Origin of the sequence: Actinomadura rubteroloni (assembly GCF_002911665.1) — a bacterium.
GTDB classification, from domain to species: Bacteria; Actinomycetota; Actinomycetes; order Streptosporangiales; family Streptosporangiaceae; genus Spirillospora; species Spirillospora rubteroloni.
This window is the reverse complement of sequence record NZ_MTBP01000001.1, coordinates 2,391,410-2,416,705: the sequence shown is the minus strand read 5'-3', so window position 1 is coordinate 2,416,705 and position 25,296 is coordinate 2,391,410. Positions and strand designations below refer to the sequence as shown.

Below are 25,296 nucleotides of genomic sequence, written 5' to 3'. Positions count from 1 at the left end.
GAGTCCATGTGGCAGGCAACCTCACGCGCGATGAGGCGCGGGAACGCGCCCGGTCGCTCACCGTCGAGTCCTACGCGGTGGAGCTGGACCTCACGACGGGCGAGGAACGGTTCGGGTCCACGACGGTGATCCGGTTCGCCTGCGCGGACGAGGGCGCCGACAGCTTCGTCGACCTGCACGACGCGGTCGTGCGGGAGGCGACGCTGAACGGCCGCCCGATCGATCCGGCGCGCTACGACGCGGCCAAGGGACGGCTCCCGCTGGACGGGCTCGCGGCGTCCAACGAGCTGCGCGTGGCCGCCGACGTCCTCTACTCGCGGTCCGGCGAGGGCCTGCACCGCTTCGTGGACCCGGTCGACGGCAGCGTGTACCTCTACACGCAGTTCGAGACCGCCGACGCGCACCGCATGTACACCTGCTTCGACCAGCCCGACCTCAAGGCGACGTTCGAGCTGACCGTCCGCGCCCCGCAGGACTGGCAGGTCGTCACCAACGAGGCCGCCGACTCGGCGTCGGGCGGCGTCTGGCACTTCCCGCCGACGCCGAAGGTCTCCACCTACATCACCGCGCTCGTCGCCGGGCCGTACCACGTCGTCACCGACGAGTACCGCCGTCCGGACGGCACCGCGATCCCCCTCGGCGTGTTCTGCCGCGCGTCGCTCGCCGAGCACCTGGACGCCGACGCGATCATCGACGTGACCAAGCAGGGCTTCGCGTTCTTCGAGAAGGTCTTCGACCGTCCGTACCCGTTCGCCAAGTACGACCAGTTGTTCGTCCCCGAGTTCAACGCGGGCGCGATGGAGAACGCCGGGTGCGTCACGTTCCTGGAGGACTACGTCTTCCGGTCCCGCGTGACCGACGCCGCCTACGAGCGCCGCGCCGAGACGATCCTGCACGAGATGGCGCACATGTGGTTCGGCGACCTGGTCACCATGCGCTGGTGGGACGACCTGTGGCTCAACGAGTCGTTCGCGACGTACATGAGCGTCCTGTGCCAGGCCGAGGCCACCAAGTGGACGGGTTCGTGGACCACGTTCGCCAACGTCGAGAAGGCGTGGGCGTACCGGCAGGACCAGTTGCCGTCCACGCACCCGATCTCGGCGGACATCCCCGACATCCGGGCCGTCGAGGTCAACTTCGACGGCATCACCTACGCCAAGGGCGCGAGCGTCCTGAAGCAGCTCGTCGCCTACGTCGGCCGGGACAACTTCCTGGAGGGGGTGCGGCGCTACTTCCAGCGGCACGCGTGGGGCAACACCGTCCTCGCCGACCTGCTGGACGCGCTGGAGGAGACGTCCGGGCGCGACCTGGCGTCCTGGTCGAAGGAGTGGCTGGAGACGGCGGGGGCGAACACGCTGCGCCCGTCCTATGAAGTGGACGGCGACGGCAACTTCACGTCGTTCGCCGTGCTCCAGGAGGCCAAGGCGGACTACCCGACGCTGCGCTCGCACCGCGTGGCGATCGGGCTCTACGACCGCACGGCCGACGGGCTCGTCCGGCGCGACCGGGTGGAGCTGGACGTCGTCGGCGCCCGCACGGACGTCCCCGAGCTGATCGGCACGGCCCGGCCCGATCTCGTGCTCGTCAACGACGACGACCTCACCTACGCCAAGATCCGGCTGGACGACCACTCGCTCCGGACGCTCGTCGCGGGCATCGGGGACATCCGGGACGGCCTGCCGCGCGCCCTGTGCTGGTCGGCGGCGTGGGACATGACGCGCGACGCCGAGATGGCCACGCGCGACTACATCAAGCTGGTCATCAGCGGCATTCGCGGCGTCACGGACATGACCGTCCTCCAGACGCTGCTGCGGCAGGCGCGGACGGCCGTCCAGCAGTACGCGGCGCCCGAGTGGCGTCCCGAGGGCCTGCGGCTGCTCGCCGACGCGCTCTACGACCTCTCCCGCGAGGCCGCGCCCGGCTCGGACTTCCAGCTCGCCTACCTCCAGGCGTTCGCCGGGGTCGCCACGTCGGACGAGCACCTGGCGTGGATCGCGGCGCTGCTGGACGGGTCGTCCGTCCTCGACGGCCTCACCGTCGACACCGACCTGCGCTGGACGCTGCTGCGCCGTCTCGTCGCGACCGGCCGCGCCGGGGCCGCCGCGATCGACGCCGAGGCCGCCCGGGACGCGACCGCCGCCGGCGAGCGGCAGGCCGCGGGCGCCCGCGCGCAGATCCCGACCGCCGAGGCCAAGGCCGCCGCGTGGGCCGCGATCACCGGCGGCGAACTGCCGAACGCGGTGTTCCGCGCGACGATCGGCGGCTTCGTGGACGCCGAGGGCGCCGCGCTGCTGGAGCCCTACGTCGAGCGGTACTTCGCCGAGGTCGGCCGGGTCTGGACGTCCTGGACGAGCGACATGTCGCAGACGTTCGCCGAGGTCGCCTACCCGTTCCTCGTGATCGACCAGGCCACGCTGGACCGCACCGACGCCTACATCGCGGCCGAGAACCCGCCGTCGGCGCTGCGCCGCCTGCTGTCGGAGGGCCGCGACGGCGTGGCCCGCGCGCTGCGCGCCCGCGCCCGGGACGCCGCCGCGTCCTGATCCGGCCGTGACCCCGCGTGCGCCGGTCGCCGCGTCCCCCGGTCCTGCGACGATGGGGGCCGGCGCACGGCGGGGAGGACCATGTGGAGACGGCACGCGACGTGCTGCGGGCGCTCGCCCGGCGGCACGCGTTCGGCGACCTGGAGGCCCTGACCGGCGGCGACCCGGCCGCCGCCGCGCTGTGCGCGTTCGGGCAGCGCGTGCTGGACCTGGACGCCGAGGACTTCGGGATGCCCGAGGCCGTCGGCGACGTCCCGCGCGACCTGCTGGACCGGGCGCGGGCGTCGCGGATGCCGCAGGCGCCCCGGGAGCGTCCGCGCGGCGCGCTCGCGAGCCTGCGCCCCGCCTACGCGCTGCTGCTGGAGGTCGTGGAGATCCGGTGGCGGCGGCGCGAGATGGCGGCGCTGGTGGCCGCCGTGCACATCGCGAGCGAGTACCTGCCGCTGCTGGCGTGGGAGCCGGTGCTCGGGCACGCGGGCGACCCGGCGCTGCTCGGGTCGTCGGTGTCGGTCCCCGGCAGCCGGTTCGGCGTGCCGATCGAGCCCGGCGAGCCGCGCCGCTGCGACCACACGCGTCCGGAACGTTCCGCCTGCGAGCGGACGCTGCGGGTCGCGGCCGAACCGCCGTCGGGCTGGCGCGCCTACCTGGACCGGCAGCACAGCCAGGTCGCGTCGGCGCTCGGGAAGTGCGCGTCCGGCTGCCGGACGCCGTGCGCCGTCATGACGCGGCTGGACGAGCCCGTCCGGACGGACCTGTCGGCGCGGGCGAAGCTGGCCGCCGACTTCGCCGACACGGCCGTGGTCCGGTTGCGGCACGCGGCGCCCGTCGGGCACGGCTTCGGCGTCCCGTCCCCCGAGGAGGTCGAGACGGCCTGGTCCCGCGCCCGCGCGTCGCTGCGCCACCAGCCACTTGCCGCGGCCGCCCTGGCGGGCACCGACGACGAGGACTACCCGCTTCCGGGGCTGGCCGCGCTGTTCTCCGCCGTCGCGGGGGCGCCGATCCGCTCCGACACCCTTCTGCACGACGTGGCCGGCCGCCTTCTCGGCGTGCTCCGCTGACGGGCGTCAGGCCGTCCAGAGGGGCGGGGTGCGGTGGATCCAGGGGGCGGCCTCTTCGAGCTGGGCCGACAGGGCGATGAGGTCTCCCTCGGCGCCGATGCGTCCGGCCAGCATGACGCCGATGGGGAGTCCTTCGTCCGTCCAGTGCAGGGGGACGGTCACGGCGGGCTGGCCCGACACGTTGTAGACGGACGTGAACGGCGTGAAGAGGGTCTGGCGGCGGAAGTTCTCCTCGGGTGCGCAGTCGTGGAAGTAGCCGATCGGGGCGGGCGGCTGGGCGAGCGTCGGCTGGAGGATCGCGTCGTACCGGTTCGTGAGCGGCAGGACGGAGCGCATCGCCGTCTGGAAGGCCGTCAGGGCGTCCATCAGCTCGGGCGCGGTGATCGCCGCGCCGCGTTCGCGCAGCCAGCGCGTCAGGGGTTGGAGGCGGTGCTCCTCGGCGGGGTCGACGGGCGTGCGGGTCGCGATCGCGGCCCAGATCGTCTCGAAGCGGGGCAGCAGGTCCGTGCCGACCAGTTCGGGGAGGTCGACGACCTCATGGCCCAGGTCGACCAGCAGCGCGCTCGCGGACTCGTAGGCCGCCAGGCAGTCGGGGTGGACCTCGGCGCCGGGGACGGGCGGGACGGCGCTGCGGGCGATCGTGAGCCGTCCCGGCGGGCGTCCGGCGTGGCCGAGGAACGTCTCGCCGGGCGCGAGCGGCGGCGCGGCGTAGAGGTCGCCGGGCAGGGAGCCGGTCATGACGTCCAGCAGGAGGGCGGCGTCGCGGACCGTCCGGGCCAGCGGGCCGCCGGTGGACAGGCCGAACAGGTCCGGGACGATCGGTCCCTGCGAGATCCGGCCGCGCGTCGGCTTGATGCCGAACAGGCCGCACGCGCTGCCGGGGATGCGGATCGAGCCGCCGCCGTCGCTGCCCTGCGCGGCCGGGGCGAGGCCCGCCGCGACGGCCGCGGCGGCGCCGCCGCTGGAGCCGCCCGCCGAGCGGGTGAGGTCCCAGGGCGTCCGCGCGGGATCGGACACGCCGTTTTCGGTGTAACAAGGCAGGCCGAATTCGGGAGTGTTGGTCTTACCCAGAAGGATAGATCCGGCTTCCCTCAGCGCGACGACGATATGATCATCAGCGAATCCGGTCAGGTCTGAATAAACCTCCGATCCCAGGGTCATTCGGACACCCTTGACCATCGCGAGGTCCTTCACGGGCACCGGGACGCCCAGCAGCGGCGGCAGGTCCCCCGGGTCAGCGGCGTCCAGCACCGCCTTCTCCGCCCGCTCCGCCTGCCCGCGCGCGACCTCATGGGTGACCGTCACATACGCGCCGACCTGCGGGTTCAGCCGGTCGATCCGGTCCAGGTAGTGGTCGGCGACCTCGGTCGGGGACACTTCGCGGGCGCGGATCGCCGCCGCGAGGTCCAGCGCCGTCAGATCATGCAGTTGCGTCACCCGACCGACGGTAGACGCCCGCGCCGGGCCGTCTCCAGGCGGACCCGCCGGGCCGGTAGCCTTACCCCGGCGGCGCTCGTGCGAATCGCACAGCAACGGGGACAAAAGTCTCCACCCGGCACGGCTAGTCGCCGCACCCCGCACCTGATTACTCTGCGCTCGGAGAATCATGTTCCCGGCGCGCGGAAGGAACACGGAGCGTCATTCATGGCGATCAGCGAGCACGACGAAGCGCAGCAGCCCGCCGACGCGTCCCCCGCGGAGGAGGCCCCGGCGAAGGGCCGGCCCCCCAGGACGTTCCGTGACGTGCTCACCAGCCGCCGGACCATCACGTGGATCCGCCGGGCCGCGATCGGCGTCGTCGTCGCCGTCATCGTGTCGGCGCTCGTCAACGCGCGGATCGGCATCACGGTCGGCGTTCTCTACGTCCTGTGGGACGCCGTCCGGCGCGGCCGGCGGCCGACCAGCAGCGTCGCGGCGTGGCAGAAGTCGTCCGCCGTCGAGCGCAAGACCGAGAAGCAGCTCCGGACGCTGGAGCGCAACGGCTACCGGGTGCTGCACGCCCGCGCCGTCCCGCTGGACGAGGAGGGCGTCAGCGACGGCCGGATCGACCATCTCGTCATCGGGCCGAGCGGCGTCTACGCGATCGACTCCGAGAAGTGGGACTCGCGGCTCCCCATCCGGACGGGCTCGCACCTGAAGCTCTACCACGGCCCCTTCGACAAGAAGGACCGTCTGGACGAGGCCCGCTGGGAGGCCGAGCAGGCCAGCAAGACCCTGAGCGGCCAGGTCGGCTTCGAGGTGCCGGTGCAGCCGTCGGTGGCGATCTACGGGCCGTCCATCCCGTGGAAGGTGATGCGCGTCCGCGACGTGGACGTCTACTCGGGCACGCACGCGCGCCGCTACCTGCGCCGCCGCCCGACGATCCTCACCGAGGCCGACGTCCAGCGCATCTACGCGGCGGCCGAGAACTCCCTGCCGCCGAAGTACCCCGAAGAGTCCTGACCCCCCGAACCCCAGAGGGAAGGCCGCACCGGCCTTCCCTCTTCTTCGCGTCCGGGGCCCGCGCACCGGTCCTGCGGCGCCTCTTTGTCGGCGAGTGCCAACCTCGCCGTCCCGCTTCACCTTTCGCTTCATAGGCACGACCACTCCCATATGGGACTAATAACGCCAAATGTCACGGTCGATCCCCGCGCCGTGACGCTCCGTCGGAGGAGGCGTTCATGAAGCGAGCAGGTCTCGCGGCGACCACCGCGCTGGTCACGGTCGCGGCCACCGTCCAGGTCGCGTACGCGGATCCCGGACCGTCGGCCGCGCCGTCGCCCCGGGTCGCGGCGTCGCGTGCGCTGGCCGCCGCCGCGACGCGCGGCGCCGAGGTCAAGGCGGATCCGGGCACGTCGTTCGCGGTGACCGACGTGATCGTCGACCGGGACGGCAGCACGCACACCCGGATGGCGCGCACCTTCCGCAAGCTCCCGGTGCTCGGCGGCGACGTGGTCGTGCACCAGACGCGGACGGGCGGGTGGAAGGGCAGCAGCCTCGGCCTGGCCAAGGCGCCGACCGCCGCGACGCCGGAGGTGCGCGCGGGCGACGCCGAGAAGAAGGCGAGCGACAAGCGGCACGAGGTGACCGGTGGCGCGCAGCTCGTCTACGAGGCCCGCACGGCCGACCGGGTGCCCCGGCTGGCGTGGCGGTTCGCCGTCGAGGGCTGGCAGGCGGACGGGACCCCGAGCCGGGTGTACGTGTCGGTGGACGCCCGGACCGGCAAGGTGCTGACGCGCGAGGAGACCATCGAGGCCGAGGCCGGGCAGGGCAAGAGCCTCTACAGCGGGACGGTGCCGCTGGAGACGACCGTGCAGGGCGGCGGGTACGGGTACACGCTCACCGACCCGTCCCGGGGCGGCACCTACACCGGCGACGCCAAGAACCAGTCGGACTTCTGCTTCCTGATCTTCTGCTTCTGGCGGGCGCCGTCGCAGGTCCTCACCGACACCGACAACGTGTGGGGCGACGGTACGACCGGCGACCGTGGGACCGTGGCGGTGGACGCCCAGTACGGCACGAGCATGACGTGGGACTTCTACAAGACCGTCTTCGGCCGCAACGGCATCGCCGGCAACGGGAAGGGGTCGTACAACCGTGTGCACTACGGCGACAAGTACGCCAACGCGTTCTGGGACGACTCCTGCTTCTGCATGACGTACGGCGACGGCGACGGCACGAACTTCGGGCCGCTGACCAGCCTGGACGTGACGGCGCACGAGATGAGCCACGGCGCGACGTCCAGCACCGCCAAGCTCGCCTACACGGGTGAGTCCGGCGGCCTGAACGAGGCGACGTCCGACATCTTCGCCGCGGCGGTCGAGTTCTTCGCCAAGAACGGCAAGGACGTCCCGGACTACCTGGTGGGCGAGAAGATCGTCCTGCCGGGCTCGGGCCGGACCGCGCTGCGCTACATGGACAAGCCCAGCCGCGACGGCAAGTCCCTCGACGCCTGGTCGTCGAAGCTCGCGAGCCTCGACGTGCACTACTCCTCGGGCGTGGCCAACCACTTCTTCTACCTGCTGTCGGAGGGCAGCGGGAAGAAGACGCTCAACGGCGTCGAGTACGACAGCCCCACGTCCAACGGCTCGACGCTCAAGGGCATCGGCATCGACGCGGCCACCCGCATCTGGTACAAGGCGCTGACGGCGTACATGACGTCGAACACCAACTACGCGGGCGCCCGCACCGCGACGCTCAACGCGGCGCGCGACCTGTTCGGCGCGGGCAGCGAGCAGTACGCGGCGGTCGCCGCGACCTGGTCCGCGGTGAACGTGGGCTGATCGAAGAAAAGCCGGTGTGCGGACCCGCGTCCGCACACCGGCTTCGTCTTGTCACGGGCTGCGCCGTCAGCCGAAGAAGTCGAACTCCCCGTTGCGCACCCCGGCCACGAACGCCTCCCACTCGGCGCGCGTGTAGACGATCAGCTCGGCGTCGGGGTGCTGACTGTGCCGCACGGCCACGCGCCCGCTGCCGTCCCCGAGCGGGCCAGCCTCCACGCAGTTGGGCCGGCCGCCGTCGCTGAAGGTGCTGATGTGCCAGCCAACCCGGGACCGCTCGTCTGGACTCAGAACGTCGCGCGTCTCGGCCTTGCTCATTCCAGCTCCTCTGCCACGGCCGAGATCAGTTCGACCGAGTCTGCGGGGTTGAGGGACAGCTTGCGCAGACGATCGTATACGTCAACCAGGCGGTCGCACTGCGGGGATTCAATGTAGATCGACCCCTGTGGCGTGTCCGCGTGAGCGATCTGAGGGAAGGGCTCGGGCATCGTGAAGATCTTGAAGCTTCCCGTGTCACTCGGGTGGATGCCCGCCTTGAACGGGAGCACCCTGATCTCGATGTTCGGCCGCTCAGCGCACTCGGCGACGTAGCGAAGCTGGGCCGCGAAGACCTCCGGACTGCCTGCTACGCGGCGCACTACAGCTTCGTCCAGGACCACGGAGAGCTGGGGCGGCTTTGGTTTGGCGAGAATCGCCTTGCGGGTCATCCGCAGCTCCAACATGCGGCGGATGCTCTCGTCGTCGAGATCCCATGCCGTCGTGCGCATGACTGCCTCGCCGTACTCCTCCGTCTGGAGCAGGCCGGGGAGCACGACGTTGTCGAACATCTGGATGCGGTCGGCGCGGGACTCCAGCCAGATGTAGTCGCTGAACCAATCGGCCAGGTCGGGCGAGTAGCCGTCCCACCAACCCTTCTGCCATGCCTCGTCGCCGAGCTTGAGCAAGGTGAAGCGGCGGTGCTCGTCTGAGACGCGGTAGAGGTCGAGCAGCTTCATCAGCTCAGGCGACTGGATCGGGTAGATGCCGCTCTCGTAGCGGCTCAGCGTGGCCGGGTCGCGCTCCAGGTACTCGGCGACCTCCTTGAGCAGGAGTCCGTTCTCTTCGCGCAGGTTGCGCAACTGCTGACCGAGCCACTGCGCCCGCAAGGTGACCCATCGTGAAGGTGCCATGACACGAACCTATCAGATTGCTTAGCGACATCAGCTTGCTTGACCGTTGGTCATGTGCCAGTCTACCGAAGGTGTGGGGCTTCTCACGCGCTGTATCGGAAAAATCAAGCCGTGCGGCCTCTGGGGCGTCGCACCGGCGACAAAAGAGAAGGGCCGGGACGGTCAGTGCTTGGCGGCAGGCCGTCCCGGCCCGGGGTGCTCGGAAGGGAGCGCATCACATGGACGGCATCCACGAGTCCGAACGCCAGCCTGTCTACCACGTCGGGGCGTCCGGGACGAACGAGCCCGAAACGTCCGCCGAGAGCGACGCCATCGTCAAGGCGCTGCTCGACCCGGAGCTGACCCCCGAGGAGCAGGCGGCGGACGCCGAGCTGGCCGCGCGGCTGCTCGGCGGGGAGCGGCTGCGGCTGTTCCTGCTCGTCCGCGTGATCTTCCCGGAGCGGGACGGCGAGAACGTCCACGGCCCCGGCGAATCCGACGACGACGCCGACGACGCCGACGACGCCCCGAACGCCCAGCTCGCGGTCGTCGCGTACGGCGTCGCGCTCCCCCGGGGGTCGGCGACCACGCTCACGCTGGAGGGCCGCGCCTTCGGGCACTGGCAGAGCCCCGAAAGTGCCGCCCGGCGCCTGCACGCCGAGATGGTGTGGGTCGCCTGACACGTCCGCCAGACCATCCTCTCCCCCACAGCGAAGGCCCGCGCCCCCCGCGCGGGCCTTCGCCCGTCCCGGCCCCCGGCCGCCCCCGCTCCCCGCCGGCCGCCCGGCCCCGCGTCCCCTGGCCGCCCGGCCGGCACCGCGTCCCCTGGCCGCCGGGTCGCCCGGATCGCCTCGGGGCGGCTCGGGCGGCCCGCTTCCGGCGGGGCTCGGCTCGCCTCCGGCGACCTCCGGTGCGGCGAGTAGACTGCGAGGACGGTCGGTCGGCCCCACATGACCTCTGCGTCGCCGACGGGCAGCGCCGCGATCCGCCGCTGCGACCGCCACCCCGCCGGCCCGTGCGGGACGGCCCGCCGCCGCCCGCGACGCGCTCCGGCGGCAGTCCGAGCACGAACATCAGAGGTTGGAGAGGCCCATGCCCCCGCTCAGGTCACGTACGGTCACGCACGGCAGGAACATGGTGGGCGCCCGCGCGCTCATGCGGGCCACCGGCGTCGCCCGGGAGGACTTCGGCAAGCCCATCGTGGCCGTCGCCAACAGCTTCACCCAGTTCGTGCCCGGCCACGTCCATCTCCGCGAGGTCGCCGACGTCGTCGCCAAGTCCGTCACCGCGGCGGGCGGGGTGCCGCGCGAGTTCAACACGATCGCCGTGGACGACGGCATCGCGATGGGCCACGACGGGATGCTGTACTCGCTGCCGTCCCGCGAGCTGATCGCCGACGCCGTCGAGTACATGGTCAACGCGCACTGCGCCGACGCCCTGGTCTGCGTCTCCAACTGCGACAAGATCACCCCGGGCATGCTGCTGGCCGCGATGCGCCTCAACATCCCGACCGTGTTCGTGTCCGGCGGGCCGATGGAGGCGGGCAAGCCCGTCGAGGGCGTCTCGAACGGCAACAAGCTGGACCTCATCGACCCGATGATCGCGGCGGCGAACGAGTCCATCAGCGACGCCAAGCTCGCCGAGATGGAGGAGGCCGCCTGCCCGACGTGCGGCTCCTGCTCGGGCATGTTCACCGCCAACTCCATGAACTGCCTCACCGAGGCGATCGGCCTGGCGCTGCCCGGCAACGGCACGACGCTCGCGACCCACACCGCGCGCCGCCGCCTCTACGAGGACGCGGGACGCACCGTCGTGGAGATCGCGCGGCGGTACTACGAGGACGACGACGCGTCCGTCCTGCCGCTGAACATCGCCACCAAGGAGGCGTTCGAGAACGCCATGGTGCTGGACGTCGCGATGGGCGGCTCCACGAACACGATCCTGCACCTGCTCGCGGCGGCGTTCGAGGGACGGGTCGACTTCGGCCTCAAGGAGATCGACGAGCTGTCCCGGCGCGTCCCGTGCGTCTGCAAGCTCGCCCCCGCGACCGGCAAGTACCACGTCGAGGACTGCCACCGGGCGGGCGGCATCCCCGCGCTGCTCGGCGAGCTGGACCGGGCGGGCCTGCTGCACCGGACGACGGCGTCCGTCCACGCGTCGTCGCTGACCGAGTTCCTCGCCAAGTGGGACGTGCGGTCGCCGGACGTCCTGCCCGAGGCGGTCGAGCTGTTCCACGCCGCTCCCGGCGGCGTCCGCACGACGTCGGCGTTCAGCCAGAGCGCCCGGTGGGACGAGCTGGACCTCGACCGCGTGAACGGCTGCATCCGCGACGTCGAGCACGCCTACACCCGCGACGGCGGCCTGGCCGTGCTGCGCGGCAACCTCGCCGAGGACGGCGCCATCGTCAAGACGGCCGGCGTCGAAGAGGAACTGTGGCGCTTCGAGGGCCCGGCGGTGGTCTTCGAGAGCCAGGACGACGCCGTGCAGGGCATCCTCGGCGGCGCGGTGAAGGAGGGCGACGTCGTCGTCATCCGCTACGAGGGACCCAAGGGCGGCCCCGGGATGCAGGAGATGCTGTACCCGACGAGCTTCCTCAAGGGGCGCGGCCTCGGCAAGGCGTGCGCGCTGATCACCGACGGCCGGTTCTCCGGCGGGACGAGCGGCCTGTCGATCGGGCACGCCTCCCCCGAGGCGGCCGGCGGCGGGATCATCGCGCTGGTGCAGGACGGCGACCGCATCGTCATCGACATCCCCGAGCGCCGCCTGGACCTGGACGTCCCGGCCGCCGAGCTGGAGGCCCGCCGCGCCCGGCTGCTGGACGAGCTGGGCCGCTACCGCCCGCGCGACCGCCAGCGCACGGTCAGCGCGGCGCTCCAGGCGTACGCGGCGCTCGCGACGTCGGCGTCGACCGGCGCGTCCCGCGACGTGACGCTCCTCGACCGCGGCTGACGGTTACCCCGGAGGTCATCGCCACGCCTCCCCCGGAGGGAAAAGACTGGGGCCGTCGCCGGATCCGGCGACGGCCCGGTTCTCTCCCCGGAGGTTCGCGATGACCGCCTACGCGCTGGCCCACCTGCGTCCCGTCCCGCCGCTGGACGACGGCGTGTTCACCTACCTGGAGCGCATCCAGGGCACGCTGGACCCGTTCGGCGGCCGGTTCCTCGTCCACGGCGCGGACGCCGAGGTGGTCGAGGGGCCGTTCGAGGGCGCGGTCGTCGTGATCGAGTTCCCCGACCTGGACCGCGCCCGCGCCTGGTACGCCTCGGACGCCTACCAGGAGATCCTGCCGCTGCGCACCGAGAACATCCCCGGCGAGGCGATCCTCGTCCAGGGCGCGAGCCCCGACCACGACGCGGCGGCGCTCGGCCGGCGGATGCGCGCGCTCCAGGCGGGCTAGGAGCAGCAGCCCCCGCCGCAACAGCCTCCGCCGCCGCCGCGCGGGGCGGGGGCCGCGGCGCCGCCCGTCACGGCGACCGTGGACAGCAGCTTGACCGTGTCGTCGTGGCCGTCCGGGCACGGCGCGGGGTCGGACGCCTCCGTCATCGGACGCGACACCTCGAACGTGGCGCCGCACGAGCGGCAGCGGAAGTCGTAACGTGGCACGGTCTTTTCCTATCAGCCTTCACCGGTATCGGGAACCCGGAGTTCGACCGTCCGGCCGTCCGGGTCGCGCAGCAGATGGCGTCCGGGCGCGAACCCCTCGGCCGGGGCGGTGAAGCCGAGCCGCAGCTTCCCGGTGTCGCCGCCGCCGGACGCCGGGTAGATCTCGAACACCGGGCCGTCCGGCAGCACGGCCGCGTGGTGCGGCGGCCCGTCGCCGTGGCGCTCGGGCACGAAGTCCAGCCCGAGCGCGGTGTAGAACGCCACGCATTCGGCGGCCCGCGCCGTGTAGAGGACGATCAGGGACAGCACGCCCGGCTACGCGGCCGGTTCTTTGACGTACGGAGCCCACTGCGGATCACCGTCGTTGATGACGCCGATCAGCCGCCAGTGCGCGCCGCGCGGCACGCAGGGCGCGGTGGGGAGCGTCCAGCCGAGTTCCTCCAGCAGCCGGTCCGCCTTGTTGTGGTTGCAGGTCATGCAGGACGCGACGCAGTTCTCCCACACGTGCTTGCCGCCCCGGCTGCGCGGCTGGACGTGGTCGATGGTCTCGGCGCGACGCCCGCAGTAGACGCAGCGGAAGTTGTCGCGCCGCATGAGCGCCGCGCGGGTGAGCGGGACGCGGCTGCGGTACGGGATCCGGACGTAGCGGCGCAGCCGGATCACCGACGGGACGTCCACGCGCATCGTCGCCGAGTGCAGGGCCGCGCCCGACGAGTCGTGGTGGACGATCTCCGCCTTCTCCCGCAGGACGAGGCAGACGGCGCGCCGCAGCGGCAGCGTGGTCAGGGGTTCATAGGTGGCGTTGAGCAGCAGGACCTGTCGCATCACAGGACCTCCCGCCGGCACGCCGTCGGCATCGCCCCGGCGGGCAGTGCTCTCCGCCGAGGCCCGCATATCGCTTCCGGTATGTGTGCACCCGCCATGTAGGGACCTCCCCAGGGGCGAACGGACCCGAAATCAGTGTGGCCTCAGAGGGAGGTCGTTCGCTACCCCATATCTCCCCGCCCCTCGGCCCGGCCGAACCCGTGAACCCCGCGCGAACCACGAAGGTCACAGTGTTGTCCCCATCACGTCCGGACGAGGCGGGACGCGCCGCGCACACGAAGATCGTCGCCGAATACAGTGCGGATCATGAGCCGACCGACATATCCGCCCGCGCGCCGCCAGGACGTCGTGGACGTGCTCCACGGCCGCGAGGTGCCCGACCCGTACCGGTGGCTGGAGGACCGCGACTCGGCCGAGACGCGCGACTGGCTGGCCGCCCAGGACGCCCTGTTCCACGCGGCGGTCGACGGCCTGCCCGGACGGGACCGGCTCCGCGCCCGCCTCACCGAACTGCTCGGCGCGGGCCACGTCGGCACGCCGGTCTGGCGCGGCGGACGGCTGTTCCAGACCCGCCGCGACCCCGCCCAGGAGCACGCGGTGCTCGTGACGACCGATCCGGACGGCACCGAACGCGTCCTGGTCGACCCGATGGCCCTGGACGACGCCGGCACCACCACGCTCGACGGCTGGCAGCCCGACAAGGAGGGCCGCCGCGTCGCCTACAAGATCTCGCGCGGCGGCGACGAGGAGTCGCTGCTGTACGTCCTGGACGCCGCGACGGGCGCGCCCGTCGAAGGGCCGATCGACCGGGCGCGCTACTCGTCGGTGGCGTGGCTGCCCGGCGGCGAGGCGTACTACTACGTCCGGCGGCTCCCGCCCGAGGACGTCCCCGACGGCGAGGACCAGTACCACCGCCGCGTCTACCTGCACCGCGTCGGCGCCGACCCCGCCGAGGACGCCGAGATCTTCGGCGACGGGCGCGACAAGACGAACTACTACGGTGCGAGCGTGAGCCGCGACGGCCGCTGGCTGACGATCTCGGCGTCCCAGGGCACGGCGCCGCGCAACGACCTGTGGATCGCCGACCTGGCCGCCTCGTCGCCGGACAAGCCCGCGCTGCGCGCCGTCCAGGAGGGCGTGGACGCCGAGACGGGCCTGTACGTCGGCCGCGACGGCCGCGCCTACGTGTTCACCGACCGGGACGCGCCGCGCTCGCGGCTGTGCGTGACCGACCCGTCCGACCCGGCGCCACAGACCTGGCGGGACCTGATCCCGCAGGACCCGGAGGCGGTGCTGACGGACTTCGCGATCCTGGACGACCTGGACCGTCCCGTCCTGCTCGCGGCCTGGACGCGGCATGCGATCGGCGAGATCACCGTGCACGACCTGGCGTCCGGCGAGCGCGTCGGGACCGTTCCGACGCCGGGGCTCGGCTCGGTCGGCGGGTTCTCCGAGCGTCCCGAGGGCGGCCATGAGGCGTGGTTCTCCTACACCGACAACGTGACGCCCGCGCGGGTGCTGCGCTACGACGCGCGGACGGGCGAGACCGCGACCTGGGCGGCGCCGCCCGGCACGGTGGACGTCCCGCGGATCGAGACCAAGCAGGTCGCCTTCACCTCGCGGGACGGGACGACCGTCCGGATGCTGGTCATGGCGCGGCCGGGGGCGGACGGGCCGCGTCCGGCCGTCCTGTACGGCTACGGCGGCTTCAACGTGCCGCTCACCCCGGGCTACTCCGCGAGCGTCCTCGCGTGGGTCGAGGCGGGCGGCGTCTACGCGATCGCCAACCTGCGCGGCGGGTCGGAGGAGGGCGAGGAGTGGCACCGCGCGGGGATGCGCGAGCACAAGCAGAACGTCTTCGACGACTGCCACGCCGCGGCCGTGGCGCTGGTCGCGGGCGGCTGGACGACCCCGGACCGGCTCGCGGTCTCCGGCGGCTCCAACGGCGGCCTGCTCGTCGGCGCGGTACTGACGCAGCGCCCCGAGCTGTACCGGGCGGTCGTGTGCTCGGCGCCGCTGCTCGACATGGTCCGCTACGAGAAGTTCGGCCTCGGACGGACGTGGAACGACGAGTACGGCACCGCCGACGACCCCGGCGAGCTGGAGTGGCTGCTGTCCTACTCGCCGTACCACCACGTGCGGGAGGGCGTCGCTTATCCGGCCGTCCTGTTCACGGTCTTCGACGAGGACACGCGCGTCGACCCGCTCCACGGCCGCAAGATGTGCGCGGCGCTCCAGCACGCGACCGCGTCGGACGCGCCGGTCCTGCTGCGCAACGAGGAACAGGTCGGGCACGCGGCGCGGTCGGTGAGCCGGTCGGTGGACCTGATGACGGACACGCTGTCGTTCATGGCCGCGCAGACCGGGCTGGACCTCGGCTGAGTGGCTTCGCTCACACCGGGACGAAGCAGGACGACAGGGAAATTGACGCGTGCTCCAATAGCCGCATGACTCCCGTGGCCGCGCGTCCCGCCGCGCTGGACCGGATCCTGGCCCTTCTCGCCGACCCGCCCGCCGTACCGGACACCGGCGCGGGCTACCTCGACCTCCTCGGACCGGTCGAGGAACCCGCGCCGACGCTCGCGCAGTCGGTCATGCGCTCGTCGTTCCTGCCGCGCATCTACGAACGCGTGTGGCGTCCGGTCGGGTTCAACCTCGCCAAGGGCTGGCCCGCCGGACCCGACACCGCCGCCGAGCAGGCGCTGCTGCGCCGCCGCCTCGGCCTCGGCGCCCGCCGGCACGCGGGGAGCGGCGACCGCCCGGACGCGACCGTCCTCGACATCGCCTGCGGACCCGGCAACGTCACGCGGGCGCTGGCGCGCGGCGTCGGCCCCGGCGGACTCCTCGTCGGCCTGGACGCGGCGCCGCGCATGCTCGCCCGCGCCGCCGCCGAGCCCGTCGCCGAGGACGGCCCCGCGATCGGGTACGTCCGGGGCGACGCCGTCGACCTGCCGTTCGCCGACGCGACCTTCGACGCCGTGTGCTGCTCGGGCGCGCTCTACCTGTTCGCCGACCCGTGGGCCGCCCTCGACGCCATGACCCGCGTCCTGCGGCCGGGCGGACGGCTCGTCATCCTCACCAGCCGCCGACCCCGCCTGCCCGTGACGGGCCTGACGGTCAGCACGGCCGGCCGCGCCGCCGGGATCCGCGTGTTCGGCGACGCCGAGGTCACCGGCGCCCTCGCCGAACGCGGCTTCGCCGACGTCCGGCGCGACCGCTACCCGCTCGCCCAGATCGTCGCGGGACGCCGCGTCTAGCGCAGGCGCTTCTCCAGGTAGACGTTGACGAGCCCGCCGATCCGCTCCCGGCGCGTCTCGCGCCAGCCGAACCGGTGGTAGAGCGCGAGCGCCGTCGTCTGCCGCGACGTCGTGTCGGCGCGCAGCACCCGGTACCCCAGCTCGACGGCGCGCTCCTCCAGCATCCGCACCAGCGCGGTGCCGTACCCGCGTCCCTGGTGGTCGGGACGGACGCGCAGCCGCACCATCTCGACCGCGTCCAGCTCCGGGGAGCCGAGCACCGTCGCGCCGAACGCCCGCGCCCGGCCGCCCGGCACGAGATCGGCCCGCCGCAGCCCGCCCATCGCGACGATCGCGCCGCCGGTCTCCCCGACGAGGAACTCCCCGTCGTTGGTCAGGTAGATCTCCTCCATCCGGAAGAAGTCGTGGTCGTAGTACACGCCGTCGCCCGGCCGCAGCCCGACCTGCGCCAGCCCCTCGCGGTGCAGCCGCAGCACGGTGGCGTGGTCGCCCGGCCGGTAGCGGCGCAGCCGCAGCTCCCCGAGCCGCCACACCGGCGGCTCCTGCGCCAGCCGCACCGGGACCGGACGTCCCGCCGGTCCGGCGCCCTGCGGGGACGTGCCCTCGAACGTCGTCATCTCGCGGTTCAGACCTCTGTACTCGGGTCGGAGGTGGCGGGGCTCTTGACCCACGGCCCGGTCATCGCCTCGTTGAAGGCGTCCAGCGCGGGCATCTTCCCGTGCCGGACCTTGACCTCGGCGCCGATCTGCCGGGCGCGGTGCATCAGGATGTCGGACCGGTGCTCGGGCGGCAGGTCGAGGATCGCGTCCTGCGCCGTGACGAGCGCCCCGTCGGCGTTCCCGGCGTTCAGCTTGCACAGCGCCCGGTCGAGCTTGACGAGCGTCAGGTCCACCCGGTCGCTCGGGGCGTAGAGGGTCAGCGCGCGGCTGAGCACCTCGTCGCCCTGCTTGTGGTCGCCGAGGTTGGTGAACGTGTCGCCCTCGTAGAACGTCATCTGCCGGTCGGTGAAGCCGAACACCAGGTCGTTGGTGTCCTCGTTGGTCAGCCGCTCGAACACCGACCGGCCGCGCGCCAGCGCCCGCCGCGCGCCCGGCCCGGCGTCGCCGCGCCCGCGCAGCGCGAGCATCCCGAGCGCCCGCGCCTCCACCGCCGGCCCCATCGCGGCGGCGACGGACGGGTCGCGTCCGGCCAGGTCCTGCGCCTTGCGCGCCAGGTGCAGCGCCTCGCGCGGGTCGCCGTAGTACATCGGGACGAGCGCCTCCCGCACCGTCACCCAGGCGCGGAGCTTGCGGTCGCCGGTCTCGTCGGCGGCGGTGCGGGCGGTGCGGAAGAACGACCGCGCGAGCCGGTGGTCGCCCAGGTTGATCATGATCAGGCCCGACAGCGCCGACAGCCGCGCGGCGATCCCGCACAGCCGCTCCTGGAGTTCGACCGGCTGGCGCATGTCGCACATCCGGCGGACCTCGCTGAAGTCCAGCAGGACGTCGCAGAGCATCCGCAGCGACGGCGTCGCCTGGTAGATCTGCCCGTACCCGAGGGTCGTCTCCTCCCACTGGTCGAGCATGGTCGGCGAGACGGTCGCGTTGACGAGCGTGTCGTCCATCTTGCGGCGGAGCCCGTCCACGGCCCCGAGGAACTGGCCGTCGACGGCGACGCCCGCCCCGGCCAGGAGCTGCAGCAGTGTTCTACGCAGCACGATGTCCTCCTCCCCCACGTCGATCGACGCGGGATTCTCGGCGCGGCCGGACTCCCCGCGTCCGACCGGCAGCCAGCGGCGCCGCTCCGGACGGGCGACGACGTTCCCGACGAGGGGTTCGGGCTCGGGCGCGCGGACGTCCCCTCCGCCCGACACGGCGACCGGCGCCGCGTGCGGGCGCCCGCAGACGCACAGGTTCGCGAAGCCGAGCTGCACGGGCTCGACCCGGTACACGGCGCAGAGATAGTGCAGGTACTCCGGGCCGGGCCGCTTGTACCCGCTCTCATAGGCCGACAGCAGCGTCTCGCCGAGTTTCGGCTCGGGCTTGCCGTCCAGCTCGAAAAGCGCTCTGACCTGCGCGACGATGTCCGAAAGCGCGACACCGTGCGCGAGCCGGTGCGCCTTCACCGCGCTCGTTCCGAACAACGGGCCGCACTGGTCGTGGATTTCTCTCGCGATCTCCACGGGAGAATGTCCCCTGGCCAGCCCGTGTGCGCGTATTCTGCGCGCAATGTCCGTTTCTTTTCGGGGGGGATCCGACATCGCCTCCGGCCTCCCTCACCGTTCGGCGGGGGCTCCGGCCGCGGGGGCGGCCGACGTCTCCTGCCACGGCGACCGGTTGGTTATAGCCACGACAGATAATCTTTCGCGCACAGAGCGTAACTCCCGGGCGGGTGCGCGCCAACCCAAATGGAAGAATGGCAGCGCGCCCCCGGTGCCGTCCGGCACACGGGTAGAGGATTTTCCTCCGCGGGGTGTCATCTGTGCTCCCGGGTAGGTGATTTCCCCTCCTTGACCGTCCGACGGGTGCCTTGACCCTTCCGCTGAGAGTTGCAATTCTCGCGTCCGTTGCCGGAGTACGGACGACGGAAGGGGTGCGCGGGTGGCCAGCGACAGACGCGTCGCCTACCTGGAGGACCTGGAGCAGGCGCTCGACACGCGGGGCCTGGTCGGCCGGGTGGTGTCGACCGGAACGGGACACGCCTTCCTGCGGGTGATCAACCCCGACGCGGCGAGTCTCGCGGAGGACGTCACCTGCGCCCCCTCGCCCGAGTCCCCCGACGTCTACTTCTGGTGGTCCTGGGGCGAGCGCCTCCACCCCGCCGACGACCCCGCCGCCGCCGCGTCCAAGCTGGCGCACGTCCTGCAGCCGTTGTGCCGCGAACCCGTCGGGCCTGTCCCGCACGGCGCCGCCGACGCGGCCTGGCGCTGGCGGGCCGGACACCCCTGAACCGGGCGCGTCCCGCGCGCCGGCGGGCGGATTCGGCGCGGCAGCGCCGTCGCGCGGGACGTGTCCACTGTGGAAAACCCACTGCTCCCGGGCCGTTACGATCGAGCGGGTACGCCACGGGAAGGTTCGCTCGATCATGTTGTTGAACCTCGTGTCCCTCCAGGTCCCCTGGGGTGACAAGGGGACGCCGGAGACGATGTGCCACTCCGCGGAGCCCAGCGTCGGCTGCCGCCTGGTCTGGAACGTCTCGCACGACGAGGGCTTCACCGACTTCTTCCGCACCTGGCTCGACAAGCCGCTCAACACCCTCGTCGTGATCGTCCTCACCGCCGCCGTCGCCCTGGTGCTGCGCAGGATCGCGCACCGGATGATCGACCGGGTGACGCTCCGGATGGCCGAGAGCACGATCTCCGAACGCGTCAAGGAACGGACGCGGACGCACTTCGAGGGCAGTCCCGCCCTGCTCAGCCAGCGGCGGGCGTCGCGGGCCAAGACGATCGGGTCGGTGCTGCGGAGCATCGCGTCGATCATGATCCTCGGGACGGCCGCGTTCAGCATCCTCGGAAACCTCGGCCTGAACCTCGCGCCGATCCTCGCCAGCGCCAGCGTCATCGGCGTCGCGGTCGGGTTCGGCGCGCAGAACATCGTCAAGGACTTCCTCTCCGGGCTGTTCATGCTCCTGGAGGACCAGTACGGCGTCGGGGACGTCATCGACGTCGGCACCGCCAAGGGCACCGTCGAGGCCGTCAGCCTGCGCGTCACGCGGATGCGGGACGTCAACGGCATCGTCTGGTACGTCCCGAACGGTGAGATCAAGCACGTCGGGAACGAGTCGCAGAACTGGGGCCGGGCCGTGCTCGACATCCCGGTCGGCGTCACCGAGGACGTCGAGAAGGTCAAGGCGCTGCTCCAGTCCACCGCCGACGAGATGGGCTCCGACCCCGCGTGGGACGCGCTGATCCTGGAACGTCCGTCGGTGTGGGGCGTCCAGTCCCTCGCCGAGGACGCGCTGACGATCCGCGTAGTGATCAAGACACTGCCGGGCAAGCAGGCGGAGACCGCGCGGGAGCTGCGCGAGCGCGTCAAGGTGGCGTTCGACCGGGCGGGCGTCTCCGTCGGCCCGACGGTGTGATCACGACTCGCATAGGGTGGGGACCGCTATGGCTGAACAGGTGACGTTCTACGAGGCGGTCGGCGGCGAGGAAACGTTCCGGCGCCTGGTCCATCGCTTCTACGAGGGCGTCGCGGGCGACCCCGTGCTGCGTCCGCTCTATCCGGAGGAGGACCTCGGCCCCGCCGAGGACCGGCTGCGGCTGTTCCTCGTCCAGTACTGGGGCGGGCCGAACACCTACAGCCAGGAGCGCGGGCACCCCCGGCTGCGCATGCGGCACGCGCCGTTCGTGATCGGCGCGGTCGAGCGGGACGCGTGGCTGGCGCGGATGCGCGAGGCCATGGACGACCTCGACCTGCCCGAACAACTCGACGCGATGCTCTGGAACTACTTCACGATGGCGGCGCAGAGCATGGTGAACGCGCCGTCCTGACAGGGTAGATCTCGCTCATGACGCGAACCCCCTGGTGGCGCAACGCCGTCGTGTACGAGGTGTACGTCCGCAGTTTCGCCGACGCCGACGGAGACGGCGACGGGGACCTGCGCGGCGTCCGGTCCCGGCTGGGATACCTGCGGGACCTCGGCATCGACGCGCTGTGGCTCACCCCGTTCTACCGGTCGCCGCTCGCCGACGGCGGCTACGACGTCGCCGACTACCGCGACGTCGACCCGCGCTTCGGTTCGCTGGAGGACTTCGACGCGCTCGTCGCCGACGCGCACGAGCACGGGCTGCGGGTGATCATCGACATCGTCCCGAACCACACGTCCGACCGGCATCCGTGGTTCCGGGAGGCGCTGGCGTCGCCGCCCGGTTCGCCCGCCCGCGACCGGTACGTCTTCCGCGCCGGGCCGCCGGACGGGTCGCCGCCCACCGACTGGCCCTCGGCGTTCGGCGGCCCCGCCTGGACGCGCCTGCCGGACGGCGAGTGGTACCTGCACCTGTACGCGTCCGAGCAGCCCGACCTCAACTGGCACAACCCCGAGGTCCGCGCCGAGTTCGAGGACATCCTGCGGTTCTGGCTGGACCGGGGCGCCGACGGGTTCCGCATCGACGTCGCCGCCGGGCTGTTCAAGGACCCCGAGTTCGCCGACCTCGGCGACCGGGGGCGGCACGAGCCGGGCAGCCCGATCTACGGCCGTCCCGAGGTGCACCAGGTCTACCGGGACTGGCGGCGCGTCCTGGACTCCTACGACGGCGAGCGGATGGCGATCGGCGAGGTGTGGACCGACGACCCGGACACGCTCGTCCGGTACCTGCGCGCCGACGAGCTGCACCAGGTGTTCCAGTTCCACCTCCAGCTCGCGCCGTGGTCGGCGGCGGACTTCCGGCGCGTGGTGACCGGCGCGATCGACGCGGTGGCGCCGACGGGGGCCGCGCCGACCTGGGTGCTGTCCAGCCACGACGTCATCCGGCACGCGACCCGGTACGAGCAGCCCGCCGGGCCGCCGGGGACGGGCCTCGCGCGGGCGCGGGCGGCGCTGCTGTTCGTCCTCGCGCTGCCCGGTTCGACCTATCTGTACCAGGGCGAGGAGCTGGGGCTCCCGGAGGTCCTGGACATGCCCGCCGACGCCCGCCGGGACCCGATCTGGATCCGCAGCGGCGGGACCGTCCTCGGCCGGGACGGCTGCCGCGTCCCGCTGCCGTGGGCGGGCAAGGCGGCGCCGTTCGGGTTCGGGCCGGACGGGTCGCGGCCGTGGCTGCCCGTCCCGGACGCGTGGCGCGACCTCACCGCCGAGGCCCAGTCCGCCGAGCCGGACTCGATGCTCGCCTTCTACCGGCGGGCGCTGCGCAAGCGGCGGGCGCTGCCGTCCGACCTGCCCGACTCCATCGTGTGGGCGGAGTCGCCGGGCGAGTCGCTGGCGTTCCGGCGCGGGCCGCTGACCTGCGTCGTGAACTTCGGGTCCGAGCCGGTGAAACTGCCGTCCGGGCAACGCCTCCTGTCCAGCGCGCCCGTCGGGGACCTACTGCCCGGGAACACCGCCGTCTGGCTCCTGGACCGCTGACCGGCGCGGCGGCCCGCTCGCCGGCGGGCCGCCGCACGGGTCACAGGCGCGGACGTTCCAGGAGAACCGGGTCCTCGGCCGGGACCGTCCGGGCCAGCATGGACGGCGCCGGGCCGAGCCCCGCCCAGCGGCGGACGTCGCCGGTCGCGGCGGCGCGTTCGGCCTCGGGCAGCTTGGCGATGAGCCGTCCGCTGTGGTTCATGCCGGGCGCCACGTACACCGCCGAGTCCCTCGCGCCCGCTCCGAGCCGGAAGGGCTCGGCGCCCCACGGGTCGTTCTGGCCGTACAGGAACAGCATGCGGTCACTGTGGCCGCGCACCCACGCGTCGATGTCGCGCATGGCCGCGCCGCCGTCGAACCGCATCGGTATGTCGCGGGGTACGTACGTGCGGGGCAGGTAGTCGTCCGCGTACTTCAGCTCGCCCTTGAGGTTCGGGAACGCGGGATACGGCCAGCCGAGCTGCGTACCCGCCTGGAAGTAGTACGGGACGTACTGCTCCAACGACTGGTCGGTGTAGGACGACAGGCCGGCGATGGCGTTCAGGCTCGCGTACAGCTCGTCGTCGGGGGCGGTCACGGCGGGCAGGCTCGCGCAGTCGGACTGGAGGCTGTACTGCCAGAACGCCCACTCGTAGTCCAGCACCGAGTTCTCGAACGCGCGGTCGGCGGTGCGCAGGATCCGGAACGTCCAGCCGTTCTTCGCCGCGTCGGCCTCCAGGTGCGCGACGAGCGGCTTGCGGCGCTCCAGGAACTCGCGGGCGAGGCTCTTGAGCTGCGCCCGGCACTTCGGGTCGTCGCCGACGGTCAGGAAGAAGCGGTCGTAGCGGCTGTCTTCGTCGTTGACCACGTCGTTGGGGGCCACGTAGACGACGCTACCGTCCACATCGTGGGGGTAGAACCGCCGGTGGTAGACGGCCGTCATACCGCCCTTGCTGGCGCCGGTCGAGATCCACTTGGCGCCGTAGATCGTCTTCAGTGCGCCGATGATGCGGTGCTCGTCCGTCGCGGCCTGCCAGATCGTGTCCTTGCGCCAGTTCGGCGGCTCCGGGCGCGACGGCGTGAAGTACCGGTACTCGACGGAGATCTGGTTGCCGTCCACCAGCGCGGTCGGCTCGCTCGTGAACATCGTCTCGGGCGTGTTGTAGCCGCTGGTGTAGAGCACCATCGGACGGTCCGTGCTCTTGTGCTCCAGCAGGACCCGCTGCTCGAACCACCGTCCGCGCGGGTTCCGGTGGTCGACGGGCTGCTTGTAGGTGAGCCAGAACCACCGGTAGCCGGGGAGCGTGGACGTCCGCTCCTGCACGGTCATGCCCGGAATCGCGCGCAGCCGGTCGGCGACGTCCGGTGGCGCCGCGCGGACCGCCGTGACGGTGCCGCCGGCCAGCCCCGCCGCCAGGAACAGGGCCATCGCCCCGCGTGAGAAGCGCCGCATCCTTCCCCTTCCCGCGTGAAATGTCGACGCGACCCTAAGCGGCTCGCGGTTGCGGGAACCGGCCCTGTTCCGTCCGTTACCCATCCGTGACCGGGGTCAGGACGGCGGGGCGAGGGTCCGTCCGTCGTCCCAGGGGGCGAGGCGCTCGAACAGGCGCTCGTCGTGCCAGCGTCCGGCCACATGGATGTGGCGCCGCGCGACGCCGACCGGGGTGAACCCGTTGCGCAGCAGGACGCGCTGCGAGGCGATGTTGTCGACGCGGGTGAACGCCTCCACGCGGTGCAGCCGCAGCTCGCCGAACGCCAGGGCCAGCGCCTGGCGCACCGCCTCGGTCGCGACGCCGTGCCCGACGTGGTCCCGGTCGACCCAGTAGCCGGTGAAGCAGCTCTGGAGCGCGCCGCGCAGGATGTTGTTGAGCGTGATGCGGCCGGCGATCGTCCCGTCCACGAGGATGACGCCGGGCCACATCTCACCGAACGCCAGGGCGTCCAGCAGGTCCCGGATGTTGTCGAGCTGGCCCTGCTCGGTGAAGTACCGGTCGCCCTTCTCCGGCTCCCACGGGCGAAGATGCTCCCGGTTCGTCCGGTACAGCGCGGCCAGCTCCGGCGCGTCGGCCTCGGCGACCGGACGCAGCGCGATCCGCCGCAGCGTCGCCGCGTCGCGGCCGGTCACTCCGCCGGGGCGAGGTACCGGCCGATGAACTCCCGCTCGTACGGGGTGAAGCGCCGCAGCCGGTTCGCCTCCACGTCGAACGCCACGATCGTGGACGTCGCCGTCGCGTACACGTTCTCGTCGTCGCGGACCTCGTAGGCCAGCGTGAACGACGCCGCCCGCGCCTGCCGCACCCACGTCTCGACCCGCACCGGGTGGACGGTCGGCAGCAGCGGCAGCCGGTAGTCGATCTCGTGCCGCGCGATGACCATCCCGCGCACCGGCTCCTCGCCCTTGCGGACGGGGTCGCCGTGGAACATCTCCAGCCGCGCGTCCTCCAGGTAGCCGAGGAACTTCACGTTGTTCACATGGCCCTGCGAGTCGATGTCGCCGAAGCGGAGATGGAACTCGTACACGTGCCGGAACTCGGCGGGGGGCGGTTCGGTGCGCTGCATGTCTCACCTGGGTTCGGGGGCGC

General features: G+C 72.3%; 23 protein-coding genes and 1 pseudogene. 13 read left to right on the top strand and 11 right to left on the bottom strand.

Going from position 1 to position 25,296, the window contains the following annotated elements:
* Positions 1–8: 8 nt before the first annotated feature.
* Both pepN and BTM25_RS10750 read left to right on the top strand, forming a co-directional pair.
* Positions 9–2,543, top strand: a complete 2,535-nt coding sequence (gene pepN, locus BTM25_RS10755) for an aminopeptidase N (RefSeq protein WP_103562529.1) — start codon at positions 9–11, stop codon at positions 2,541–2,543.
* A gap of 83 nt (positions 2,544–2,626) precedes the next feature.
* The gene (locus BTM25_RS10750; RefSeq protein WP_103562528.1) at positions 2,627–3,601 is read left to right on the top strand and encodes a hypothetical protein; all 975 of its coding nucleotides are present in this window, start codon (positions 2,627–2,629) and stop codon (positions 3,599–3,601) included.
* A gap of 6 nt (positions 3,602–3,607) precedes the next feature.
* Here BTM25_RS10750 and BTM25_RS10745 read toward each other — a convergent pair whose 3' ends face one another.
* Positions 3,608–5,038 carry an amidase gene (locus tag BTM25_RS10745; protein WP_103562527.1) on the bottom strand — a complete coding sequence of 477 codons (1,431 nt, stop codon included), beginning with the start codon at positions 5,036–5,038 and terminating at the stop codon, positions 3,608–3,610.
* Positions 5,039–5,245: 207 nt separating this feature from the next.
* Between BTM25_RS10745 and BTM25_RS10740 the strand changes: the two genes are divergently transcribed.
* Together BTM25_RS10740 and BTM25_RS10735 are read left to right on the top strand one after the other, a co-directional pair.
* On the top strand, positions 5,246–6,043 hold the full coding sequence (locus BTM25_RS10740) for a nuclease-related domain-containing protein (protein ID WP_103562526.1): 798 nt from the start codon (positions 5,246–5,248) through the stop codon (positions 6,041–6,043).
* 218 nt (positions 6,044–6,261) lie between these two features.
* A complete protein-coding gene (locus BTM25_RS10735) occupies positions 6,262–7,863 on the top strand; it encodes a M4 family metallopeptidase (protein WP_103562525.1) in 1,602 nt (533 codons plus the stop codon).
* Positions 7,864–7,929: 66 nt separating this feature from the next.
* Here the strand turns inward: BTM25_RS10735 and BTM25_RS10730 are convergent, their stop codons facing one another.
* Both BTM25_RS10730 and BTM25_RS10725 read right to left on the bottom strand, forming a co-directional pair.
* Positions 7,930–8,178: a DUF397 domain-containing protein gene (locus BTM25_RS10730; protein WP_103562524.1), complete on the bottom strand. Its 249-nt coding sequence runs from the start codon at positions 8,176–8,178 to the stop codon at positions 7,930–7,932.
* Positions 8,175–9,029, bottom strand: a complete 855-nt coding sequence (locus BTM25_RS10725) for a helix-turn-helix domain-containing protein (protein WP_103562523.1) — start codon at positions 9,027–9,029, stop codon at positions 8,175–8,177. The genes BTM25_RS10730 and BTM25_RS10725 overlap by 4 nt, the downstream gene beginning before the upstream one ends.
* 218 nt (positions 9,030–9,247) lie before the next feature.
* Between BTM25_RS10725 and BTM25_RS10720 the strand changes: the two genes are divergently transcribed.
* The 3 genes from BTM25_RS10720 (at position 9,248) to BTM25_RS10710 (ending at position 12,405) form a co-directional block, all read left to right on the top strand.
* Entirely contained in the window at positions 9,248–9,688 is a 441-nt protein-coding gene (locus BTM25_RS10720; protein WP_103562522.1) for a hypothetical protein, read from the top strand.
* A gap of 412 nt (positions 9,689–10,100) precedes the next feature.
* Positions 10,101–11,957, top strand: coding sequence for a dihydroxy-acid dehydratase (gene ilvD / locus BTM25_RS10715; RefSeq protein ID WP_103562521.1), 1,857 nt, complete (start codon positions 10,101–10,103; stop codon positions 11,955–11,957).
* Between the two features lie 100 nt (positions 11,958–12,057).
* Positions 12,058–12,405, top strand: a complete 348-nt coding sequence (locus BTM25_RS10710; protein WP_103562520.1) for a DUF1330 domain-containing protein — start codon at positions 12,058–12,060, stop codon at positions 12,403–12,405.
* On the opposite strand, the gene BTM25_RS10705 is transcribed toward BTM25_RS10710, so the two are convergent.
* From BTM25_RS10705 to BTM25_RS10695, 3 genes are read right to left on the bottom strand one after another with little or no spacing between them, the layout of a single operon-like run.
* Entirely contained in the window at positions 12,402–12,611 is a 210-nt protein-coding gene (locus BTM25_RS10705; protein ID WP_103562519.1) for an FmdB family zinc ribbon protein, read from the bottom strand. The two genes, BTM25_RS10710 and BTM25_RS10705, sit on opposite strands and share 4 nt — an antisense overlap.
* 12 nt (positions 12,612–12,623) lie before the next feature.
* On the bottom strand, positions 12,624–12,920 hold the full coding sequence (locus tag BTM25_RS10700) for a VOC family protein (protein WP_103562518.1): 297 nt from the start codon (positions 12,918–12,920) through the stop codon (positions 12,624–12,626).
* 6 nt (positions 12,921–12,926) lie between these two features.
* Complete coding sequence (locus tag BTM25_RS10695) at positions 12,927–13,436, bottom strand: HNH endonuclease (RefSeq protein ID WP_103562517.1); 510 nt, start codon at positions 13,434–13,436, stop codon at positions 12,927–12,929.
* Between the two features lie 306 nt (positions 13,437–13,742).
* Here BTM25_RS10695 and BTM25_RS10690 point away from each other — a divergent pair, with 306 nt between their 5' ends.
* Together BTM25_RS10690 and BTM25_RS10685 are read left to right on the top strand one after the other, a co-directional pair.
* On the top strand, positions 13,743–15,818 hold the full coding sequence (locus BTM25_RS10690) for a prolyl oligopeptidase family serine peptidase (protein ID WP_103562886.1): 2,076 nt from the start codon (positions 13,743–13,745) through the stop codon (positions 15,816–15,818).
* A gap of 65 nt (positions 15,819–15,883) precedes the next feature.
* Positions 15,884–16,693 carry a class I SAM-dependent methyltransferase gene (locus BTM25_RS10685; protein ID WP_103562516.1) on the top strand — a complete coding sequence of 270 codons (810 nt, stop codon included), beginning with the start codon at positions 15,884–15,886 and terminating at the stop codon, positions 16,691–16,693.
* On the opposite strand, the gene BTM25_RS10680 is transcribed toward BTM25_RS10685, so the two are convergent.
* Both BTM25_RS10680 and BTM25_RS10675 read right to left on the bottom strand, forming a co-directional pair.
* The gene (locus tag BTM25_RS10680) at positions 16,690–17,310 is read right to left on the bottom strand and encodes a GNAT family N-acetyltransferase (RefSeq protein WP_103562515.1); all 621 of its coding nucleotides are present in this window, start codon (positions 17,308–17,310) and stop codon (positions 16,690–16,692) included. The two genes, BTM25_RS10685 and BTM25_RS10680, sit on opposite strands and share 4 nt — an antisense overlap.
* A gap of 8 nt (positions 17,311–17,318) precedes the next feature.
* Complete coding sequence (locus BTM25_RS10675) at positions 17,319–18,854, bottom strand: hypothetical protein (protein ID WP_103562514.1); 1,536 nt, start codon at positions 18,852–18,854, stop codon at positions 17,319–17,321.
* A 418-nt stretch (positions 18,855–19,272) separates the two neighbouring features.
* Here BTM25_RS10675 and BTM25_RS10670 point away from each other — a divergent pair, with 418 nt between their 5' ends.
* From BTM25_RS10670 to BTM25_RS10655, 4 genes and pseudogenes are all read left to right on the top strand, one after another.
* Positions 19,273–19,620, top strand: coding sequence for a hypothetical protein (locus BTM25_RS10670; protein WP_235828335.1), 348 nt, complete (start codon positions 19,273–19,275; stop codon positions 19,618–19,620).
* Positions 19,621–19,756: 136 nt separating this feature from the next.
* Entirely contained in the window at positions 19,757–20,752 is a 996-nt protein-coding gene (locus tag BTM25_RS10665) for a mechanosensitive ion channel family protein (RefSeq protein ID WP_103562513.1), read from the top strand.
* Between the two features lie 40 nt (positions 20,753–20,792).
* A pseudogene (locus BTM25_RS10660) lies at positions 20,793–21,158 on the top strand (globin); the annotation flags it as partial.
* Between the two features lie 23 nt (positions 21,159–21,181).
* The gene (locus BTM25_RS10655) at positions 21,182–22,735 is read left to right on the top strand and encodes a glycoside hydrolase family 13 protein (RefSeq protein WP_103562511.1); all 1,554 of its coding nucleotides are present in this window, start codon (positions 21,182–21,184) and stop codon (positions 22,733–22,735) included.
* Positions 22,736–22,775: 40 nt separating this feature from the next.
* Here BTM25_RS10655 and BTM25_RS10650 read toward each other — a convergent pair whose 3' ends face one another.
* The 3 genes from BTM25_RS10650 to BTM25_RS10640 form a co-directional block, all read right to left on the bottom strand.
* Entirely contained in the window at positions 22,776–24,167 is a 1,392-nt protein-coding gene (locus BTM25_RS10650; protein WP_235828334.1) for a S28 family serine protease, read from the bottom strand.
* 96 nt (positions 24,168–24,263) lie between these two features.
* Positions 24,264–24,839 (bottom strand): GNAT family N-acetyltransferase, encoded by a 576-nt coding sequence (locus BTM25_RS10645; protein WP_235828333.1) that lies wholly within the window; start codon positions 24,837–24,839, stop codon positions 24,264–24,266.
* Positions 24,836–25,273 carry an acyl-CoA thioesterase gene (locus tag BTM25_RS10640; RefSeq protein ID WP_103562509.1) on the bottom strand — a complete coding sequence of 146 codons (438 nt, stop codon included), beginning with the start codon at positions 25,271–25,273 and terminating at the stop codon, positions 24,836–24,838. Before BTM25_RS10640 ends, BTM25_RS10645 begins: the two co-directional genes overlap by 4 nt.
* Positions 25,274–25,296: the final 23 nt, after the last annotated feature.

Excerpts from the sequence above, each read along its gene's own strand:
- BTM25_RS10740 (WP_103562526.1), top strand. The coding sequence starts at position 5,246 with ATGGCGATCAGCGAGCACGACGAAGCGCAGCAGCCCGCCGACGCGTCC.
- BTM25_RS10735 (WP_103562525.1), top strand. The coding sequence starts at position 6,262 with ATGAAGCGAGCAGGTCTCGCGGCGACCACCGCGCTGGTCACGGTCGCG.
- BTM25_RS10730 (WP_103562524.1), bottom strand. The coding sequence starts at position 8,178 with ATGAGCAAGGCCGAGACGCGCGACGTTCTGAGTCCAGACGAGCGGTCC.
- BTM25_RS10725 (WP_103562523.1), bottom strand. The coding sequence starts at position 9,029 with ATGGCACCTTCACGATGGGTCACCTTGCGGGCGCAGTGGCTCGGTCAG.
- BTM25_RS10720 (WP_103562522.1), top strand. The coding sequence starts at position 9,248 with ATGGACGGCATCCACGAGTCCGAACGCCAGCCTGTCTACCACGTCGGG.
- ilvD (WP_103562521.1), top strand. The coding sequence starts at position 10,101 with ATGCCCCCGCTCAGGTCACGTACGGTCACGCACGGCAGGAACATGGTG.
- BTM25_RS10710 (WP_103562520.1), top strand. The coding sequence starts at position 12,058 with ATGACCGCCTACGCGCTGGCCCACCTGCGTCCCGTCCCGCCGCTGGAC.
- BTM25_RS10695 (WP_103562517.1), bottom strand. The coding sequence starts at position 13,436 with ATGCGACAGGTCCTGCTGCTCAACGCCACCTATGAACCCCTGACCACG.
- BTM25_RS10690 (WP_103562886.1), top strand. The coding sequence starts at position 13,743 with ATGAGCCGACCGACATATCCGCCCGCGCGCCGCCAGGACGTCGTGGAC.
- BTM25_RS10685 (WP_103562516.1), top strand. The coding sequence starts at position 15,884 with ATGACTCCCGTGGCCGCGCGTCCCGCCGCGCTGGACCGGATCCTGGCC.
- BTM25_RS10680 (WP_103562515.1), bottom strand. The coding sequence starts at position 17,310 with ATGACGACGTTCGAGGGCACGTCCCCGCAGGGCGCCGGACCGGCGGGA.
- BTM25_RS10665 (WP_103562513.1), top strand. The coding sequence starts at position 19,757 with ATGTTGTTGAACCTCGTGTCCCTCCAGGTCCCCTGGGGTGACAAGGGG.
- BTM25_RS10655 (WP_103562511.1), top strand. The coding sequence starts at position 21,182 with ATGACGCGAACCCCCTGGTGGCGCAACGCCGTCGTGTACGAGGTGTAC.
- BTM25_RS10650 (WP_235828334.1), bottom strand. The coding sequence starts at position 24,167 with ATGCGGCGCTTCTCACGCGGGGCGATGGCCCTGTTCCTGGCGGCGGGG.
- BTM25_RS10640 (WP_103562509.1), bottom strand. The coding sequence starts at position 25,273 with ATGCAGCGCACCGAACCGCCCCCCGCCGAGTTCCGGCACGTGTACGAG.